The organism is Bacillus sp. FJAT-45037, from assembly GCF_002797325.1.
Classification (GTDB): Bacteria; Bacillota; Bacilli; order Bacillales; family Bacillaceae_D; genus Alkalihalophilus.
In genome coordinates this window covers 2,751,581-2,772,461 of the sequence record NZ_KZ454938.1, presented here as the reverse complement: position 1 = coordinate 2,772,461, position 20,881 = coordinate 2,751,581, and the positions used below count along the sequence as shown (strand labels likewise).

General features: G+C 40.0%; 17 protein-coding genes and 1 pseudogene. 15 read left to right on the top strand and 3 right to left on the bottom strand.

Annotated features, from left to right (window positions below; all coding sequences use genetic code 11):
- The first annotated feature begins 269 nt into the window (after positions 1 to 269).
- Positions 270 to 1,454, top strand: coding sequence for an IS256 family transposase (locus tag CDZ88_RS14040; RefSeq protein WP_100372488.1), 1,185 nt, complete (start codon positions 270 to 272; stop codon positions 1,452 to 1,454).
- A gap of 352 nt (positions 1,455 to 1,806) precedes the next feature.
- Entirely contained in the window at positions 1,807 to 4,497 is a 2,691-nt protein-coding gene (locus tag CDZ88_RS14030; RefSeq protein ID WP_232718651.1) for an alpha-amylase family glycosyl hydrolase, read from the top strand.
- Between the two features lie 200 nt (positions 4,498 to 4,697).
- Here CDZ88_RS14030 and CDZ88_RS14025 read toward each other — a convergent pair whose 3' ends face one another.
- Positions 4,698 to 5,972 (bottom strand): restriction endonuclease, encoded by a 1,275-nt coding sequence (locus CDZ88_RS14025; protein WP_100374138.1) that lies wholly within the window; start codon positions 5,970 to 5,972, stop codon positions 4,698 to 4,700.
- Between the two features lie 499 nt (positions 5,973 to 6,471).
- Here CDZ88_RS14025 and exaC point away from each other — a divergent pair, with 499 nt between their 5' ends.
- From exaC to CDZ88_RS14010, 3 genes are all read left to right on the top strand, one after another.
- Positions 6,472 to 7,992, top strand: a complete 1,521-nt coding sequence (exaC, locus tag CDZ88_RS14020; RefSeq protein WP_100374137.1) for an acetaldehyde dehydrogenase ExaC — start codon at positions 6,472 to 6,474, stop codon at positions 7,990 to 7,992.
- Position 7,993: 1 nt separating this feature from the next.
- The gene (locus CDZ88_RS14015; RefSeq protein WP_100374136.1) at positions 7,994 to 8,317 is read left to right on the top strand and encodes a DUF779 domain-containing protein; all 324 of its coding nucleotides are present in this window, start codon (positions 7,994 to 7,996) and stop codon (positions 8,315 to 8,317) included.
- A gap of 270 nt (positions 8,318 to 8,587) precedes the next feature.
- Entirely contained in the window at positions 8,588 to 9,577 is a 990-nt protein-coding gene (locus CDZ88_RS14010) for an amidohydrolase family protein (RefSeq protein WP_100374135.1), read from the top strand.
- A gap of 138 nt (positions 9,578 to 9,715) precedes the next feature.
- Here CDZ88_RS14010 and CDZ88_RS14005 read toward each other — a convergent pair whose 3' ends face one another.
- A complete protein-coding gene (locus tag CDZ88_RS14005) occupies positions 9,716 to 10,588 on the bottom strand; it encodes a stalk domain-containing protein (protein ID WP_100374134.1) in 873 nt (290 codons plus the stop codon).
- A gap of 373 nt (positions 10,589 to 10,961) precedes the next feature.
- Here CDZ88_RS14005 and CDZ88_RS14000 point away from each other — a divergent pair, with 373 nt between their 5' ends.
- From CDZ88_RS14000 to CDZ88_RS13980, 5 genes and pseudogenes are all read left to right on the top strand, one after another.
- The gene (locus CDZ88_RS14000; RefSeq protein WP_157796565.1) at positions 10,962 to 12,404 is read left to right on the top strand and encodes a hypothetical protein; all 1,443 of its coding nucleotides are present in this window, start codon (positions 10,962 to 10,964) and stop codon (positions 12,402 to 12,404) included.
- Positions 12,405 to 12,423: 19 nt separating this feature from the next.
- Positions 12,424 to 12,870, top strand: coding sequence for a hypothetical protein (locus tag CDZ88_RS13995; protein WP_100374132.1), 447 nt, complete (start codon positions 12,424 to 12,426; stop codon positions 12,868 to 12,870).
- Between the two features lie 106 nt (positions 12,871 to 12,976).
- Positions 12,977 to 14,092, top strand: a pseudogene (locus CDZ88_RS13990) (IS4 family transposase).
- Positions 14,093 to 14,517: 425 nt separating this feature from the next.
- Positions 14,518 to 15,108 carry an ATP-binding protein gene (locus tag CDZ88_RS13985; RefSeq protein WP_100374707.1) on the top strand — a complete coding sequence of 197 codons (591 nt, stop codon included), beginning with the start codon at positions 14,518 to 14,520 and terminating at the stop codon, positions 15,106 to 15,108.
- Between the two features lie 376 nt (positions 15,109 to 15,484).
- Positions 15,485 to 16,369, top strand: a complete 885-nt coding sequence (locus CDZ88_RS13980) for a DUF1028 domain-containing protein (protein ID WP_100374131.1) — start codon at positions 15,485 to 15,487, stop codon at positions 16,367 to 16,369.
- 560 nt (positions 16,370 to 16,929) lie between these two features.
- Here CDZ88_RS13980 and CDZ88_RS13970 read toward each other — a convergent pair.
- Entirely contained in the window at positions 16,930 to 17,787 is an 858-nt protein-coding gene (locus CDZ88_RS13970) for a manganese catalase family protein (protein ID WP_100374130.1), read from the bottom strand.
- A gap of 192 nt (positions 17,788 to 17,979) precedes the next feature.
- Here CDZ88_RS13970 and CDZ88_RS13965 point away from each other — a divergent pair, with 192 nt between their 5' ends.
- From CDZ88_RS13965 to CDZ88_RS13945, 5 genes are all read left to right on the top strand, one after another.
- Positions 17,980 to 18,924, top strand: a complete 945-nt coding sequence (locus CDZ88_RS13965) for a sensor domain-containing diguanylate cyclase (protein WP_100374129.1) — start codon at positions 17,980 to 17,982, stop codon at positions 18,922 to 18,924.
- A 137-nt stretch (positions 18,925 to 19,061) separates the two neighbouring features.
- Positions 19,062 to 19,208: a heavy-metal-associated domain-containing protein gene (locus CDZ88_RS13960; protein WP_232718650.1), complete on the top strand. Its 147-nt coding sequence runs from the start codon at positions 19,062 to 19,064 to the stop codon at positions 19,206 to 19,208.
- A 7-nt stretch (positions 19,209 to 19,215) separates the two neighbouring features.
- On the top strand, positions 19,216 to 19,470 hold the full coding sequence (locus tag CDZ88_RS17770; protein ID WP_100374128.1) for a fructose-bisphosphatase class II: 255 nt from the start codon (positions 19,216 to 19,218) through the stop codon (positions 19,468 to 19,470).
- 4 nt (positions 19,471 to 19,474) lie between these two features.
- Positions 19,475 to 19,633, top strand: a complete 159-nt coding sequence (locus CDZ88_RS18040; protein WP_442857099.1) for a hypothetical protein — start codon at positions 19,475 to 19,477, stop codon at positions 19,631 to 19,633.
- Between the two features lie 71 nt (positions 19,634 to 19,704).
- On the top strand, positions 19,705 to 20,601 hold the full coding sequence (locus CDZ88_RS13945) for an AEC family transporter (RefSeq protein ID WP_100374126.1): 897 nt from the start codon (positions 19,705 to 19,707) through the stop codon (positions 20,599 to 20,601).
- Positions 20,602 to 20,881 lie beyond the last annotated feature (280 nt).

Sequence of the window (20,881 nt, the reverse complement as noted above, 5' to 3'; positions counted from 1 at the left end):
AATTTTCTTGAAATCATGCAGCCACCAGCCCTTGGTCGCTGCTTTTTTTGATGAAAAGCCAGGTCAAATCGCTGCCCAGGGAGCGGTTTCGCGCGAATTCACCTCGTTTCCGCGCAAATCCCACTCATTTCCGCGCACAAAGCACATGTTTCCGCGCGAATCCACCGCATTTCGATAGAGTCCATATAATTGTGTAAAAAAGAATAAGCCACATCAATTTCTGGCAACAATGTTTTCAGCGACGAAAATATTGAAAGGAGAAATTGATGATGGCTCAAATTAAGTTTACCCTAGATATGGAAAATTTAAAAGATGAGGTTATGAATTCTGGATTAGAGGCTGTTGTAAAGTCTTCTCTTGTTTTAGTCTTAAATGAATTTATGGAAAAAGAGCGCGACGAGTATATGGAGTCTGATTTCTATCAAAGGGTAGATGATCGTAAGGATTACCGTAACGGTTACTATGAAAGAGATTATACGGTTTCGATCGGCAAACTACAGCTTAAAGTTCCCCGTACTCGAAGTGGGGAGTTCTCTACTAGTTTGTTTGAAAAATATCAACGAGCAGACCAATCACTGGTCCTCTCTATGTTAGAAATGGTCGTGAACGGGGTGTCTACCCGTAAGGTGACTAAGATCGTAGAACAGCTTTGCGGAGAAACCGTTTCTAAGTCGTTTGTCTCTAGCCTCACAGCTAAGTTAGACCCTCTCGTAAAGGAATGGGCTGACCGCCCTTTGAACATCACCTACTATAAATATGTCTACGTAGATGCCATGTATATTAAGGTGAGAGAGCACAATAAAGTAGTATCTAAGGCCGTCTATATCGCAGTGGGGGTAAACCAAGATCATAAAAGAGAAATCATTGGTTTACGTGTCAATCACGCAGAGAGTAAAGAAGCATGGATGTGCTTTTTTGACTATCTAAAATCAAGAGGCCTTCAATCGCCTCGTCTACTGATTTCTGATGCCCATTCTGGACTGAAAAGTGCCATCACAGAATCTTTTATTGGCACGAGTTGGCAACGCTGCACAGTCCACTTTAAGCGCAATATCTTTCAGTGTATGCCAAAGAAAGGGTCATATGATGCAAGAGAAATGGTGAAGAGCATCTTTGATGCGCCTAATCCGGAAGCCGCAAGAACACTTAAAAACGAGTTTATTCAAACATATGAACTTCAAAAAGCCTATGAGAAGGCCATTAACACATTAGATGAAGGCTTTGAAGATGCCATTCAATTCTTGGATGAACCGGCCGAAGCTCGAATTAAGATACGAACAACCAACAACTTAGAACGTTTAAACTCAGAAATTAGAAGAAGAGAACGAGTGATACGAATCTTCCCTAACAATCAATCAGCTTTTCGACTGATTGGTGCGGTACTCATGGATTACGAAAAAACGTTAGATTGCGGTGGACGTAAATTTTATTTTCCCAGTGAATCATCCATGTAGTGCGAAGCGAAATTTTTTGGGAGCGAGGGGTACCCCTCGCTCCCAAAAAATAAAAACAAACCTAAACCATGATCATCAGCAATAGCTGAAACATTGAATCCTAATTTACACAGGATTAAGGACTTGACTCGCATTTCCGCGCAAATGCTGCAATAAATTGGAAACGCCATCCCCGAACCACCTCCCTAGCCCGGGAACAAAGCAATCGTTTGCACCAACTTTCTACCTATTTTCTAGAATTATCTGAAAATTACTAGACTTTCAAACAATATATAGATTACTATTAACTTGAATATGTAAACGCTATCAAAAGTGTTTACAGAAAAAAACAATTTCAAGGAGGCCCCACCCTATGCAGAGTAAGATGAAGCTTTTTCCTTTCTTTATGGCGGTTGTTCTATTATTTTCGCTATTTATGCAACCGTTTGCACAATCAGCGCAAGTTAGTGCACAATCCGCAGACAAGACGTATGACACGGTTGTCTTACGTGGCGATGCATCTGCACTTGATTGGTCAACGAACAACAATCCTCTCACGTACAATGAGGAAGAAAGTCGTTGGGTGAGCGATGCGATCCCATTAGATGGGGGAACGAAAGTAGAATACAAGTTTGTCATGAACGATCAATGGATGGGCGGAGCGAATCTATCGTTTACTCCACCACAGTCGGGAAATTACTTCTTCTATTTTAATCCTAGCAACGAACGTCAAGTCGATGTACGTCTCGATACAACCGACTTTACAGGTAGTGTTACATTGAACCTAACTTTGCCAGAAGCAACACCTGGTTGGGTGACACCAACAGTTGCTTCGACGTTAAATCAATTTAATTACGCGGTTACACCAATGACTCAGACAGAGGACGGCACGTGGCAAGTTGAACTTGCTGGCGATGCAGGGGAGACGCTCGAGTACCGCTATGGCCTCGGCGATTCAAAATTTGCTGAAGTGATCGATCAACACCGCACAGCAACCTTTACAGCAGAAGGTAACACAACGAATGATACCGTCACTGAGTGGATAGGCATTCCTGTTGCGAAGTCAGTATCACATAACTTTAACCATGAGCCATATATTCCAAGTAGTGAAGACGCAGTAACGATCACAACGACCGTTGAACATTACGGGCCGATTACCGATGGCGGTATTTACTACACGACAGACGGAACATCACCTGAAGGCCTTCGTGGTAACGCCACAAATGGTGACTTCACAGCGATGACGGTCACTGACACAACCGAGCAAAACGGATTATACACATCCACGCTCACAGGCGTCATTCCGGCTCAAGCAAACGAAACACCAGTAAAATACAAGCTAGATGTATGGGATGCAGATGGCGAAGCTTCGCAATTTGCCGATACAAACAGCCAAACTGCTGAAGAAGCAACCGAATTTGCTTATTATGTCGATCAATTCCGCACACCAGACTGGGCAAAGGATGCGATCATCTACCACATCTTCGTCGATCGTTTTAAAGACGGCAATCCAGACAATAACTATGATGTGGATTCGTCTCTTCCACTTGAAGAAGGATTAAAAGACTGGATGGGCGGCGACCTTGAAGGGGTCATTGACGAACTTGATTACTTAGAAGACTTAGGTGTGGACACACTTTGGTTATCACCAGTGTTCGAAGGGCCTTATTCACACGGCTACCACCCAGCAGACTTCAAAGAAATCGACCGCAATTTTGGTACATTAGAAACAATGAAAGAACTAATCACAAAAGCACACGCACGTGATATGAAAGTGATCTATGATTTCGTGCCTAACCATACATCAGATCAGCATCCGTTCTTCCAAGATGCAGTAGAGCGAGGAGCAGATAGCCCGTATTATAATTGGTATAACTTTAACGAAGATGGCACATACGAGACCTTTTACGGTATTGGCGAACTTCCGCAGTTTAACAATGACAATGAGATGGCCCGAGATTATATGTTAAATGAGGTTGTTCCGTTTTGGTTAGAGGAATTAGATTTTGACGGCTTACGCTTAGATTATGCAAAAGGTCCTAGTTACAGCTTTTGGGTTGATTTCCGTGATAAAGTGAAATCGATTGATCCAGATGTTTATGTATTTGGTGAGGTTTGGGATAATCGTGACAAGATTTCATCGTATGCTGGGAAACTAGATGGGTCGCTAGACTTTGGATTCCACGACACGTTTAAAGGAACCTTTGCCTTTAACGGTTCGATGCAATCAATTGTACGATATCTAAATGAAAATCAAGCGGCGTATCATCCTGAATATATCATGACCACTTTCTTAGATAATCATGATCTACCGCGGTTTCTATATGAGGCAGGAAATCAAACAAATCGTTTGAAATTAGCTTCCTTTACACAGTTTATGCTCCCGGGATCACCAGTTATTTATTACGGTACAGAAGTAGGTCTTTCTCAGAGCGCGAACCATAATGAGTACACAGATTGGAAAGATCGTTGGTACCGTGAGCCAATGATATGGGACCAAGAGAAACAAGACCAAGATTTACTTGCTCACTACAAAGACATAATCGACCTTCGAAAAAATCACTCCGCTCTAAGAGACGGGTATTTCAAGGAGCATGCAACCACAAGAGATGCTCTTGTATTTGAACGCGGAAACGACACAGAGCGCTTAATCATCGCTGTCAATAAAGGAGAAGAAACGACACTTGAGCTAAACGAAGTGCTAACGCTTGAAGATATGACAACTGGTGAAAGAATAAAAAGTAACGAGTTAACTATCGAAGCGAATGCCTTTGCTGCGTACCTTGTAATAGAAGAGCTAGAAATTGAGCAAGTGAGTTTAACGCTAGGATCAGAAAATATCGAATTAACGTATGATGAAGACCGTAAAATATGGTATTCAAAGGGTATTCATTTGAAAAATAAACAAACGGTCCGATTCCATTACGTGTTGAATCAAGCCATACCGACAGAAGAACTATCTTTCACACCTGATCGAGGAGGAAAGTTTGAATTTGTCTTTGATCCTGAGAATCCGCAAAATGTAACGGTTCTCCATCCGAGTGATAAAAAAGGCAAAAAATAAGAAGGAGTGCGCTGCGGCGCGCTTCTTTTACATCGATTTAAACATAGAAGAGCATTGAGGATTCCCTCAATGCTCTTCTATCATTCATTCCTCTACTTCTTCATCATCTTGCTTTTGTGCTTTTGCTTTTGGGGTCAGACCCCCACTGCGCTAATGCTGTAGTTAAACGGGGGACAGGCACCGGCCTAAGGTGACTGCTATCACGCCTCACTCTTAACATACATCTCAGCAAACGCTAGCCCGTCAATTAATAGAACATTACTCTCGTCTGCTAATTGTTTACACGTATCGGAGAAGTCATCAGCAAGGGAGATAAGAATCTTCTGCACGTTTTGTCCACTCTCCACAAGTAAATGGTCAACCATCTGATTCAACTGTTTCACACCCGTCTCATCCGTCTTGCCTTTATGCTTTTTCACTTGAATATAATAAATTAATTCCATTTTACTTGGCTCAAACGGTGTATGGAGCGGAACTTCTTTTTTACAAATGAGATCAATATCACCACCAAGGCGATCATAGTGGTTCGCTCGCTCGGTTTCGAAACCGTTCGCTTCCATAAATATCTTCACTACTTTTTCAAAATCACTTGGGGGCAGATTTCTTGCTTCTGCTACCCACTCTTGATGCAACTTTTTCTCAACCTCCTTCATCTTTATCTGAAGAGGATGGGCTTCTTCAAGTTCTTTAGATGTGGTTGCTGACTCTAGCAACGTATGAATAGCCTCGTTAAATTCCTTACGCCTGACGACGTTCACAGGACTTGAGTAAGCAATCGACTTCAACAGACGCTTAATAATGGAAGGATAGAGTGCCTCGTAATGAACCACTTGAATACTCGCTTTATCAATATGAATAATGTGGCGATAATCGTCTGTCGATTGTAATGGGTCGGCAAATTCATAACAACTTACCCCGTCCTCACGCAACTTTGCCTGCATAATAACAAAATGGTGATGGTCTGGCTGCTTTGGAATAATCATGATATCTCCGGGCTTTATTTGAAGCATCCTACTTAACGTCGCCCATAGCCTTGTTGCATCCCAATGTGAGGAGGCTTGCTTAAAGTTGTCAATAAACGTGTCTCTTCCATTAAGAAGCGATAGACCTTCCGCAAACCCCCAACCTTGTCTCAAGCGTCCTTTTTCGATCTCTTTGTACAGCTCTTTTTTATGACTAGTTGACTGCCTAAAGACAAAGCATTGCGCTTCTACTCTTTCATTCTCTTCCGTAGTAGCTAGCACACCAGTTTCTGACTCCATTCTTAAGGACGGAAGAAGCTGTGCAGGATCGACACCACCTTCATACGGCTCCCAGTACCCCATTTTCAAAAAGGCCTCTACATGCATCGGCGCACCCATGACTTTAGCGTCTAAGTGAAGGATCCTCGCTTGGTCATCCCCATAACTGAATAAATAAGTGACCTCGTCTCTCTTGGCAATAATCTCACCGTTCACAAACTGTTCTTTAAGCATCTTGATTCCCCTTTTCTATCTTTTCAAAATAGGAACAACCCGAACACACCCAGGCTAGAAAGCCATCTAGTAAAACCTCATGGTCCTCTACAACCAACTCTTCAGCCGCATCTTCATGCATCACAGTCTTGCATCTAGGGCATTCTTTCATTTAGATATCACTCATCTCAATTAGGTTAATAGATTGTAACAATAATACCATTTGAGTACCGTATTATTCCATATCTATGTGTCGGGTGTCAGACCCCCCTGAAACGTGTCGAATCATTTCGGTGAATTTTCTGACAAAAGAAACAAGAAAAAGAAGGGATTACGTAAATGGTGTCGAATATTTATATATAGGATCGTGTGGAGGGTACTATTGTTTAGGTGCTTATATTTATAGAAAACTAAAATGTAAGCGCTAACAAACGGTGACGCCGTTGTTCCATACAGTGGTGGATGCAGGTTTCTTCATGCATATTTTGATACCTAACTAATTTATCTAGGGGGAGTATACATGATTTATCAAAATCCAAACACAGATAATTCAATCGTTCAATTCAAAGAGAAGTATGAAAATTTCATCGGGGGCGAGTGGGTAGCACCGGTAAAGGGGCAGTATTTAGACATTATTTCGCCAGTCAATGGTCAAGTATTTACAAAGGTACCACGCTCATCAGCAGAAGATGTTGAGCTTACACTAGATGCGGCACACGCAGCGAAAGATGCTTGGGGAAAGACGCCTGTTTCCTACCGTGCACAAATCTTAAATAAAATTGCTGACCGTATTGAAGAGAATCTTGAAATGCTTGCGGTGGCTGAAACTTGGGACAACGGAAAAGCTGTGCGTGAGACGCTAAATGCTGACTTGCCCTTAGCTGTGGATCACTTCCGCTACTTTGCAGGTACGATTCGTGCGCAAGAAGGCGGCATCAGTGAGATTAATGAAGACACGGTCGCTTATCACCACCACGAGCCACTAGGTGTCGTTGGTCAAATCATTCCTTGGAACTTCCCTATTCTTATGGCTACGTGGAAGATTGCACCGGCACTAGCGGCGGGGAACTGTGTCATATTAAAGCCAGCTGAGCAAACGCCTGCATCTATTTGTGTCTTAATGGAACTGATTCAGGATCTACTACCAAATGGCGTCTTAAACATTGTACAAGGAACAGGCCTAGAAGTTGGTAAACCACTTGCAAAAAATCCGCGCATCGCTAAAATTGCGTTTACCGGTTCAACAGCGGTAGGACGTTCGATCATGCAATATGCAACAGAAAATATCATTCCTGTAACGTTAGAGCTTGGTGGAAAGTCGCCAAATATCTTCTTCCCAGATGTGATGGATGCAGATGATGGGTATTTAGACAAAGCGATTGAAGGGTTCGTTCTGTTTGCCTTAAACTCAGGCGAAGTATGTACATGTCCGTCACGAGCGCTTGTTCACGAGTCGATTTACGATAAATTCATGGAGAAAGTTACCGAGCGTGTGAAAGCAATCAAAATCGGCAATCCATTAGACACGGATACGATGATGGGTGCGCAAGCTTCTAGTCAACAGCTAGATAAAATTCTATCTTACTTTGATATTGCAAAAGAAGAGGGTGCTGAACTATTAATCGGTGGCCATCAAAATAAGTTAGAAGGAGACTTAGCAGAGGGTTACTATGTTGCTCCGACGATGTATAAAGGGAACAATAAGATGCGTATTTTCCAAGAGGAGATCTTTGGTCCGGTCATTTCGGTGACAACGTTTAAAGATTTTGATGAGGCAATTCAAATTGCAAACGACACGCAATACGGCTTAGGAGCAGGTGTTTGGTCACGTAACGGAGAGCTTGCATACAGAGCAGGACGCGCGATCGAAGCGGGTCGAGTGTGGACAAATACTTATCACCAATACCCAGCGCACGCGGCATTCGGTGGTTACAAGCAATCTGGTATTGGCCGAGAAAACCATTCGATGATGCTGTCACAATATCAACAAACAAAATGTATTCTAGTTGGATACAGCAAAGGATCAATGGGATTCTTTTAAAATGGAAAAGGTAACGACGACAGAAGCCGCCCAAGCCCTCATTCGCACATTGAAAGATACGCACGGAAAACTCGTGTTCATGCACTCAGAAGGATGTTGTGATGGGACATCGCCCATCTGCATGCCTGCAGAGGACTTTTACTGCGGGGACCAAGATCACCTAATAGGAGAAGTGCTCGAAGTTCCATATTATATGCACACCTCGAACCTCTCATATTGGGAGCACTTTCGAATCGTCATCGACGTCGAAGAAGGCATGGGGAACTCGTTTTCTCTAGAAAGCACAGAAAACAAATCGTTTATCGTGAGAAGCACACGCATATAACATGCGGTGCCTGTCGCTCCCAGAAAAATCTTAATTTCGCACATAGTACCAAATCAGAGCAGCTGTCGATGAAAAGACAGCTGCTCGTTTTCCGTCAGAGATATGCCGGTATGGGTGTCAGACCGCTACTGCGCTCACAAAAGTGGTGCAGTGTGCAATATCATTTTCTATTGAATAACATTGTTGTACGGTGCGTCAAACTAATGACAATTTTTTAATTAACCCTAATCCGGTTTGTGGTAACTTGAATAGGAATGTGATAACGTTCATATGATTCTATATATTCAATTTTCAGCTTTTAATCTTAATAAGAAAGGATGGCTGAAATTACAAATGATTATTGATTGCCATTTCCATGTTGATGAAACGATGTTAGAGCTAGAAAAAATGATTGAAGAGATGGATAAAAACAATGTTGAGAAAACCGCATTAATTCCACCCTTTAATGAAACCATGTATGAAAAAGAAAGTACATACCAGGATAACCTACACCGCTTATTCCGCTTTTTAATCATGAAGTTCCCCAAAATAGGTCTTAAGATTTATGACGGATTAGTTAAAGATGGTTACTTTAAAGTCAATGGAAGTTATAAGATTTTTACCGAGCCAGATAATGACATTGTAGCAAATGCTATAAAACGCTATCCTGATCGTTTTCTGGGCTGGGCTGCCGTTAACCCAACTATTCCAGAATCTGTGGAGACGTTAGAGACATACCTTAACCTACCTGGTTTTATTGGAGTAAAAGCCCATCCATTTATGCATAAGTATAGTATTAAAGAACTTGATTCCATTGGAGCCTTATGCCAAAACAGAGACATCCCAATGATTATTCATCTATCTTCAGAACCAGAATCCTACAAATACTTACCTGACAAATATCCCAACCTCAAAGTTATTTATGCTCATGCAGGAGTTCCTTTTTGGAAAAGCCTGTGGCAATATGCAAAGGAAAAACCCAATGTCTACGTGGACACATCAAGTGATTACCTTACCCCTTCTATCGTAAGAAATGTAGTTCAGGCACTTGGATATCGAAAAGTATTGTTTGGTTGCGATGGACCATATGGGATGAAAAAGTTTAATGAGTACGATTACTCGGATAAAAAGAGTTGGATTGATTCTTTAGACATTCCTCAAGAACATAAGGAATTTATTCTAGGGAAGAATTTTATAGAGTTAATAGGTACGGGTGTCAGACCCCACTGCGCTAATGCTGTACTTAAACGGGGGACAGGTGATGGATTATGGAATGATTGAGAAGGACTTTGCTTGCTAAGATTACTATAGTAAATAAATGAGAGAATACCCGCTGAGTAAGATTGCTCAGCGGGAGTATTTTTATATTTGGTCACTTTAGTACGGTGATTCGTTTAATTTGAGAGTGGTCGAAGGCACTTATCCGCCAAACATTTGCGTATAGTATCGGTTATACCCTCTCGAACCTTGATGATATCCGATGCCGATGCTATCAAAGGTTGTTGAGATCATGTTGTGGTGATGACCTGGGCTGTTAATCCAAGATGTGGTGACATGTTGTGCAGAGTGTTGTCCTGCTGCAATATTTTCGCCCATGCGAGAATAGTAAGTTATACCATGATTTCTCATCATCTCAAACGGTGAACCGTGCGTTGGAGAGGTGTGGCTAAAATATTGCTGATCGTGCATGTCTTTTGACTTTATGCGAGCCACTTGACTCATGTTCACATCAAGTCGGAAAGGGGCAACACCTTGGCGATGACGTTCTTCATTGGTCAATAGGAAGATCTCTACTTCTGTGAAATTCATGTTAAGAATATCCCCTGTAACCTTATACTTAGATGATGGAATATTCCTTGTAGCATTTTCGGTATTGATATAAATAGAGTTCGTTGCTTGCTCCCACTTCACATTCGCTCCAGTTGCTTCACTAATAAAGCGAAGAGGCACGATGGTTCGACCGTTTGTTGCGTAGGCAGGACGAGTGAGTGCATGTTTATGAAAGTTAACGTACGCATAACGATTGTTAAGCTGAAGAAATAATGAGATGTCCTCATTTTCCCCTGCAATGGTTTTAGTCGTTGAATCGTACTTTAAGTTCATGTCTAGTGCAGTAAAGATGGAGCGTATTTCGACTAGAGTTGTCCCGTTTTCAATTACAGGATTATTTGTAAAATGAAGCTTCTTGCCATCTAAAAACACATCAATGATCGAACCTCTAGCATCTGCCTCATGCGGGACGGAAAGTAAAGCAACTAGAATGATAATCAAGCTTACTAGATATCTATTCATATAACTCCTTCAATTATTTCATTTATTACTATCATAATTGAAGATGAAAAATTTGTCGTGGGACTATGTTAATCATTAACTCTTTCTACGAGTGTCAGGCACAGTTATAAAGCATTGGTATAAATGAATATATGGTAAAATAATACTTATTAAATGATATAATAGTCTCGGAAACTATTAAAGTAGAAGGGATGTGTGTTGCTTGGATTCGGCCCACCTACATAATTCAGTCTTTAACATTGAAATGAAAAGAAGAGAACTAGAACAAAAAAATTTAACACGTTCTGAAGTTAAACGTTGGTTCGAAGATAACTATCGTGTTTTTTCAAGGAAGAGTGCATTTACCTGCTTATGCTGTAGTAAGCCAGTTAATATGAATTTAACTAAAGATGAAGGCAGACCTTTTTATTTTCGGCATAATGACGAGAGCGAATGCTCTTACTCTGAAAACACAAGGACTTATGAAAAACATGTTTCCAAATTAGAGGATAAATCGAAGAAAAATGTCGGTCTAACTATTTTTCGTGAAATTTTGGTAGGAGAGCTGAAGCCCTACAATGTGGAGATCGAGAGAGGTTATCATTACAAAAAGAAGCTCTCGTTTATACCGGATTTTATTATAAAGTTTCCCGATTCTGATGAACGCTGGGCAATTGATTATTTTACGGCAATTGACCAAGGATTAACTTCAGGCAACTACGCTCGTCATTTGTCTAAAAGAATGAAAACTTATAAAGAAGAAGGCTTTAAATTCTTTTCATTTGTAGACTATAGTTGGCTTTCCTTTTTAAAAGAGACGAATAAAGGAACCTTACTTACTGCAGAAACTTATGTAACTGTTAAAGAACAAGAAGATTACCAGTGGGATACATTTCTTGACGAAAATGTGCAAGGTGAATTATTAGACTTTTTCATAAAAGATACAGGGGCTACTATGAAAGAGTTTAATACCAGAAATATAGCTTATGTAGATGTATTTAATAGGCTATGCACGATCTTTCGCTTCATACCAACAGCACAACATGATCGGAATATTACTTTTTATAAACTGTCATCCTCTAAAATTCCATTGGCTCAAGCATTAGCGATGAATGCTGATCACAACCATTTTGTACTTTCAAAAGAGAATGAGGATGATAGGAGAACTGAATTCTTAAAAGCACTAATTGAAAGGAAACAAAAGTTGGAGTTAGAACAACAGTGGGTGAGAGAAGAGGAGGAAAGAATTCGAGCAGAGGAAGAAAGGATCAAGCAAGAGAACGAAAAGCAAAGGGTTCGATTAAAGGCCGAAGTAGCAGAAATGCAAAAGATAAGACAGCAGGTTAAAGACCTGGAGGACGAACAAGTTGAAAGAGAAATGAAGGAAAGGGCTAGAAGAGCAGCGTTAAGACCTATTGAAGTGCATCCTGAATACTGGAACCAACGGTCACGAAGGAACTCCCAGTATAGCAATTACACCTATCAAGAAAACCCTTCAGTAACTAACTATGAGAAAACGGGAGATAGCATAGATAAAAAGAAAAAAGAAAAGGTTCGAGACTTGCTGTTATCTCAACCTATTATAGGTGAACTCTATATCAATGGTGACAACAAGGCTTGGCGGATGGTCATCTTGAAGTGGATAAATGAAAATCAATCAGTTGATACTCTCATTATTTCGTTACAGAAGATTATCAGTCAAATGAAAAGTGAAGGCATTACTTTCAATCAAAATGATAAGCTTGTCAAGTATACAATTAAACACTTCTTTGAGTTTTATGAGAAAACGGTAAAAACAGAATTAAAGAAAAAGATTGAACTAATCATTCAAGAATAATTTGGGGGAAGTAACTATTATGAAAATATTAACGATTACAACAGCTTTTTTTGGTGGCCTTTTAGCTCTGGTATATTTATTTTTGTTGTTTTTTGGAATAACTAGTCTGTTTGGTACTGCTTGGGTAGATAGTATTATTAATTGGTTTCATATATGGGGAATTGCGATTTTTTTCTTTATTATAGTGATTGTTTTGAGCGGGGTACATTTTGCTAATTTAAAGTATTTTAAACTGTTTCATATCGGTATTTTCACGAAATTTATTGAAACCTTAACTATTTTATCTGGTGGAATATATATAAACAATATTGACCAACCCCTTTGGCTTTTTTCTTTTTCTTTACTTTTTATATCCCTGTTAAAAGCTATATCTTGGGGGATACATTTTATAAGGTATATGGGGAAGACAAAAGAGGATATTATAAAATTGAACACTAGTGTTGCATTAATTAGTTCACAATATTAAAAAGACTCAAAATCTTCGGTTATTTCGTTTTAAGCAAAGAAAAAGTCCTTTATAATGGATTTGTTAGGTGGTAACCTGTCCAAATCCAAAAATAAAGGACCAACTCATGGACAAGATTACACGAAAAACTTCATTTGGACAATGGTTTTCACCAATAAATCTTCGATTATTTGAAGAACTAGTGAAAACGTTACATTTAGATTATTATACAAAGAAATTAACGACAGAATCTTTTCTGAAATTGTTGCTGTACGCACAGCTTGAAGAAGTTGAAAGTTTACATGCCTTGGTTGATTTTCTTCTCGAAGAGGACCTTCAAGGTGGGGTTAACTTAGAGTCTATCAGTGTCTCTCAGTTATCAAGACGGTTAAATGGGATGAACCCAGAGATTTTTCATAGGTTGTTCCTTGATTTAGTCACTCAAATTCAGGATCAAACCACGGGAAAGAAACGGAGTATGCCATTAAAGGTGATTGACTCAAGTACACTTCCGTTGAACCTGACCAATCATAAATGGGCGAAATTCCGCCAAACGAAGGCAGGAGTAAAGCTACATTTACGCCTTGTATTCATGAAAGAAGGATCTTCTTATCCAGAAAAGGCTGTGCTGACACCAGCTAAAGAACATGACCGTAACTAACTAGAAGTGATGGTGGATGACAAAGAATGCATGTATGTGTTTGATCGCGGTTATCTCGATTATGAACGGTTTGATCGAATGACAGATGAGGGGTATTTTTTCCTCTCTAGACTACGTAAAAATGCCGTTGTACATGTGGTTGATGAATTCGAACTACCGCCTGAAACCAATGTACACACGGATCAAATGGTCTTGATTGGAACCACTCAAAATCGGGCAGAAAACGTCTTTCGTCTCTTGAAGGTTGCCGATTCAAAAGGCAATGAACTAAAACTGATCACGAACCGATTTGATGTGAGCGCAGAAGAAATTTCAGAGATGTATCGATCACGCTGGGCGATTGAATTGTTCTTTAAGTGGATCAAACAACACCTTAGGGTCAAGAAATTCTATGGTCAAAGTGAAGAGGCTATCGAGAATCAAGTATTCATTGCACTCATTGCCTTTAGCTTGAACGTGCTGATTCAACTCAAAACAAATAGTAAGAAAACACTCTTGCAGATCACCAGGTACTTGCGGGCACTTTTGTGGAAATCAGCGCATTATTGGGAACGAAAGATCAAAGGGAAAACCGTCCCTTAAACCAAGTCATGTCGTCGTCACTCGCGTTTAATTGTAAATATTTTTCCAAATGGACAGAGCCACCTTTGCTTGGGTACTAGCTTTTTTGGCTCAAACGGGAAGAAAAACAAAGACTGAATTTTCAATCATTATTTATGCAACACTAGTGAAAATTGAACTACGTTGATCAATTATAGGATTCTCGACAATTTTACTATTTGTGTTTATCTATCAGCTATAAATTAAAATAAAGGTATTTAATAAAATAGTGGTCCTAAACTAATGCTCATCACAATACGTGGTGGGTATTTTTTAATTTACATAAATGAAAATGAGAGTCCTAAGTATGCAAGTTGGTTGGGTTCAAAGTTGAAGTGCTATATTGTAGAAGGGTTTATAACCTTCAATCTATATTTTTAAATTTTTATCTATTCAGCTCCACGGAGATGCTCAGACAACCGCTTGAAAATGAGCGGGTGACAATCAGTCGCGTGCACTCCACAGTCACTTATCCCTCATCCCTTATTATGATCGGCGCAATGAATCCTTGTCCGTGTGGCTATTTCGGCTCTCACCAACGTTACTGCTCCTGCTCATTGAAACAAATCCAAGCTTATCGCAACCGTGTATCCGGACCGGTGCTTGATCGAATGGATCTCCTCCTTACATTGACTCCTGTGAACCTTGATAAGGAAGAAAAAAGCATTGAGACCTCAACTGATATAGTAGCCCGAGTGAAGGTGGCAAGATGCAAACAACATGAACGCTATCAAAGAGAAGTGAGCAATGCGAAAGTGCCGTATGAACTACTGCAAAGAACGAGTCCGCTCACTCGCGCGCAACAAAAGATGCTAACGCAACTCGCAACAAAACAACAGTGGAGCAACCGAGTCCAGCTTAAAGTCATCCGCATCGTCCGAACGATCTCTGATTTAGCCGGAAGTGATCACATCACCGATGAATCCATTTGGGAAGCAATGACCTTGAGGCGAGAAGGAAGTAAGGATAATAGTAGTGTAAGTAGTAGTGCGAAATAAATGAGCAGTACCAGTCCCCTGTTGGATAAACGCTTTAATGGAGTGGGGGACTGGCACCGTTGTAGGCGTCTGGACTTCCGTCGTTTGAGATTGGATTTCCAAAAAATTAGTCATCTATACAAAAAGGGATGAAAAGTAAAATCCAGTCATGCTAAGTATGACTGGGTTAGGTTATATAATGTTTTATTTAGTGTCAGCTTGGAGGTATTGTGTTGAAACTAGTAGGAAAGTACCTCACTTTTACCGAATATGGTAAGATGGAAATAGAACAGTTATTGGATGGTCTACTAGGCTATGGCGTCAGACTCCCATTGCGCTAATGCTTTATGTGAACGGGGGACAGGCACCAGTATAAATATAACGAGGAGTTGTTACGATGAATAAATCAGAAATGACGGAAGATAATCTTGTGGCTACCTATTCCATTGTGGCCTGTGACCCTGAAACAGGAGAATTAGGTATTGCCGTTCAGTCGAAGTTTTTAGCTGTAGGTGCTGTTGTCCCATGGGCTAAGGCAAATGTTGGGGCAATTGCCACGCAGTCATGGGCGAATACAAGCTTTGGTCCAAGGGGATTACAGCTACTAGAGGAAGGTTATGATCCGGAAAAGGTAGTGGAAATTCTTTTAGAAAATGACGAAGGCAGAGAGTTACGACAATTTGCTGTCATGGATGCCAAGGGCCGTGTCGCTGCTTTTACAGGGAAAGAATGCTTTGACTGGGCTGGCCATCAATACGGAAAAAACTGCTCCGCTCAAGGAAATATTCTTGTGAGTGAAGCGACGGTTCAAGCATTGGTAGAAACGTTTGAATCTGCGGAGGGGACTTTAGCGGAACGGTTGGTAGCGGCCCTTGACGCAGGGGAAAAGGCAGGGGGAGATTCCCGTGGAAGACAATCTGCAGCCCTTTATGTGGTAAAGGAAAAGGGTGGTTATGGTGGATTTAATGATCGACAATTTGACTTAAGGGTGGACGATCATCCAGAACCGATTGAGGAACTGAAAAGACTTTACGACTTACATATGCTGTATTTAGCTAAAACTGATGCCTCCGCACTGGTAGATATCGAAGGAGAAATCATCGTTGAAGTGGAAGAAGCCTTACAGAAACTAGGATTGCTCGAGACGACAGATAATCCAATTGAATTAAAGGAAGCATTAAAAACCTTCCACTTACAGGAAAACTTCGATGACAAATATCGAGAGGATAACAAAATAGATATCGCTGTGTTACGGTTTATGAAAGGGAAAGCTGCTAGATGAGGTGCCTGTCAGTGCGGCCAATCTTAGGTCTTCATATATGAGTATCCGTGTCAGCCCCCTTCTTCGTTAATACTTCTTTTAAACGGGGGACAGGGACCGACATATCCGATGGTTTTCACATTAACAGTACTGATTATCTATATTTTCTTTAGTCGATTCTTTATAGACGGGTTATCATTTCTCGGTGATAAATAAATACGTTAACAGAAGAGCCAATCCGTGCTGTGATTGGCTCTTTTTGTTGGTTTTTTGGGGATCAGGCTTTACTGTTATGGAGAATTGCACTGTTATAGGGTAGCGGGTGACTGCACATAGAGGTTTTCGCGCAGATCACGGTCATTTTCGCGCAAACGGCAGCTATTTTCGCGCAAATTATGGCCATTTCCGCGCAAGTGCTTCAAGAAAATGGAAAACGCGTGTGGCGCGAGTTAGAAGTTTAACTCTGCATCACGAGTATGTAGAGGGAATCGACATATTTCACTACATTTGGCCATAAAAACACCCCCGAAAGTTAGATTTCTATTCTAACTCTCGGGGGACGGCACGGTAATAACAAACTCCTAATTGTTAAGGTCGCTCATTCCTGGGGCATGCTCATTTGGCATATCAGGCATTTCGGGGACTGGATATCCTTTTGGTGGGGCTGTGACGGTTAACTCTCCGCCATTTCTGCTTGGCGTGGTTCCTTGGAATATCTCTCCCATACGAGTATCATCCAAGCGGAAGTTGAACTGTGCGTTATGGAAGCCCATATCCACATACTTACGGCATTCGGGATATTTGTTTAGGTCATAATTGGGAATCGGAAATAATTTCCCCCAATCGACACCTAGTGTTTCTAATGCTTTAGCAAACGCGTTCTGATGGGCATTATCTCGTACGATTAAGAAAGCAATAGTTTCTCTCAGTGTTTTATTGTCGCTCATTTCGTAAATTCTTGACTTTTGAAGAACACCAGTAGACTCAAGCACCACATTATTTAGGAGATTGGCGACAAGATTTCCATGGTCATATACCCATGATCCATTCCAAGGGTTTCCACCTGCATCCTCGGGCAGTGAAGACTTGGCTCCCATGATGTAATGATGGGGATTGGCGCCAGCTTGAATGACGTCATCTAATGGAGCCCCATCAGCTGCCTGGTTACCCGGTTGATCACCACCAGATTCATTTAAGAGCTGATTAATCGTCGATTGAACGAGTTCAACATGACTTAGTTCTTCTAAAAACACCCCTCGAATAAGATCGCGATATTGTTTTGCCTTGCCTCTGAAGTTGGCACTTTGAAAAGAGAACTGCATCAGCGTTCTCATCTCACCAAATTGACCTCCAAGTGCTTCTTGTAGAACCTTTGCAGCATGAGGATCTGGCTTATCCGGTACAATCATATTAATTAAATCTTCTCTGTAAAAATACATAAGTCACCCACCCTTTATTTTAATCCTTTCTAGAATGCCTAATAAGATGAGAATTATTCATGGGTGTATGAGGATCATCTACAGGTATATAGGATAAAAAACAGGCAAAAAGATACATTTTTTCAAGTGTAGGTTGCTTCTTAAAATGTTATAATAGTTTGAAAGCTCTATTACTTTTAGAGGGGTGTCCATATGAAGTGGGTTATTTTATTATTTATCGCAACCTCGATAATCTCGTTTAAATTTATTTTATTGGATAAGTGGAAACAAACAAGAATTGCAGCGAAACGATATTTAGAATTGGTAGAAAGCTCAAAAGACATTATCTATTACTACGAATTAAAGCCAACAAGTAAGTTCCTCTACCTTAGTCCGTCGATTGAACATTATCTAGGAAAAGGAATAGTAGCTAAGTCCTACCGAAATCCTAGCACACCTTTTGAATTGATCCACCCAGATGATTATAAAATTTTAGAGAGTAAAGTAAATGGAGAACTTGATTATAGCCAGACAGTTATTCAACGTTGGAAGAACGATAAAGGGACATACTGCTGGTTTGAGGAATATGCTACCCCAATCTACCAAAACGGTGAAGTGAAAGCTGTTCAGGGGATAATGCGTAATATAGATGAAAAAGTAAAACTTCAACAAGAACTAGAGTATCGAAGTACCCATGATGCTCTAACAGGTATTTACAATCGATACTACTTTGAGAAAATAATAAATAGGTATGATCTTAACATAAACAAGCCTATAGCCATTATAGTTTGTGACTTAGATGATCTTAAATATATGAACGATAACTATGGTCATAAAAAAGGCGATGAACTAATCTTAAATACCGCTACCTTCTTGAAGAATTTTTCGGGCTATAAGCAAACGGTTGCAAGAATTGGTGGAGATGAATTTGCAATCATATTAGCTGATCTTGATAAAGTTACAGCACAGCAGACCTACCAAAAATTAGGGGGAGAAATCATTAAGTATAATGAAGATAACCATACTCCAATAAATATATCTATTGGTTTTTCGTTTACTGAACATTCATTAGGGAAAATGGAAAAGCTGTTTAATGAAGCTGATAAACGAATGTATGAAAATAAACAGTTTAAAAAATCAATTAGTATCAGTGTCTAACCCCACTGCGCTAATGCTGTACTAAATCGGGGGGGCAGGTGATAGATTTTTTAATACCAAAGAAGCATATTATGGAATAGTTGAGAAAGACTTTGTTGGCTATGGCTACTATAGTAGATCAATGAAGTGAAGGTCCGTTGAGTGAGATCGATTTCATGCAAACTGTAACCTTGCAAGTGGAGAAAATGAGCTGTGGTAATTGCTTAGACACAGTGAAAGCAGTAATCGAAGGATTAGACGGAGTAGAAAAAATTCGATCTGTTCATTATTTAATGGCAAACTAGTGAGTTTATTTACCATAAAAGACATTCTCTTACTGTTGCAGCATGTGTCCCGCGTTGGAAGCTGCTTCATGCTCCAGATATGTATATGATAAAGATAGCAGTAGGGCCAAAAGCGAAGGGATGTATCGACTTCAATGATACGCTTTCGTATAATATGAAAAAGGTGACCAAAGCTATTGGAAAAGGCGTCAGAGAAGTAACGGTCATGATTCAAGATCGGTTGTCCAATTACGAAAGAACGTGCCGAGGAGTTAGAACTTGATCTTATGGTTCAGAAAAATTTTGATTTACATCAAACAGCACTTACTGTATCGATTGACCACACTACCAATAAAACCGGTATTTCCGCTATAAAAGATCTTTGTATCTATCGTTCTGAAATTAGAAATGTAGAGTGTGAGGAATCTATGTCTAGATTAAAATGATTTTGGAAATGAACTAAGTTAGAAATGTTACTGGTGGGAAGCTTAATTCATAAGAAAAGTGGTTCTTAGATATGAATATATTTTTAGAAGTTGTATTTCCTGTACTGCTTGTTTTTTTGATTGGATATGGAGTTCAGAAGTGGAAACGCATTGATATTAAGGCTATTTCAACTGTGGCTATTTATATAATGACTCCATGCCTTGTGTTCAGAACATTTTATACAGCAGAATTAGATATGCAATATTTATATATGGTAGTATTTTCAGCGATTCTATTAACTTCTATTATTATCATTAATAAAATATACGCTAAACTAAAGAAGTTTCCACAATCTATTGAGAATGGCTTGATTTTATCAACTGCCTTTATGAATTCAGGAAATTACGGGGCACCAATAATTCTTTTTGCATACGGTAATATGGGATTCGCTTATTCGGTTTCTTTTCTAGTCCTACAAGCAATCATTATGAACTTTTTTGGCGTTTATTATGCAGCTAAAGGGAAGGCTGGAATTAAAGTTGCCATAAAATCAGTATTGGCAATGCCAGCAACTTATGCGGTCATAGTTGCATTACTCCTCAAACCGTTAAACTGGGAAATACCAAACAATCTTTTTTTAACAGTAGATATTATTGCAGAAGCTACAGTCCCTACCGTTATGGTGATTTTAGGAATGCAATTAGCTCATATTAAATGGGATAATTTTAGTTGGGGACACATTACATATGGAGTAGTAGTACGGTTAATACTCTCGCCGATTATAGCTTTCATTATTGTCAGCTTACTGCCGATAGACCCATTGCTCGCAAAGGTATTGATAGTGTCAGCTGCTATGCCATCAGCCGCTACTATTGTAATCTATGCAGTACAATTCAATTCAGAGCCAAAACTAGTTTCAAGTATTACCTTAATAACTACATTAGTTAGTATTCTTACAATCACATTGTTACTCGCAATTTTAGGTTAGTTTGTTAGTACCCTGAGCCGTCTTTTGGATGGCTTTTTTCACGTGAAATCGTCAATTTTATAGCAAACGCTACAAATATATATAAAAACGTACGTCGCACCAGTAGTTGAAAAGGGAGATTCTATCAAATCAGCATGATATTCCGATGAAATCGGCTCATAATCGGGGAGACGCATACATAATGTGGTAGGTGCATCGAATCCCACCGTGCCTGCCACGCATCTTAGCAAAACGTCAAAATGAGGCCTCGGAGGATAGTCATTTTGGCAGAATGATGGTA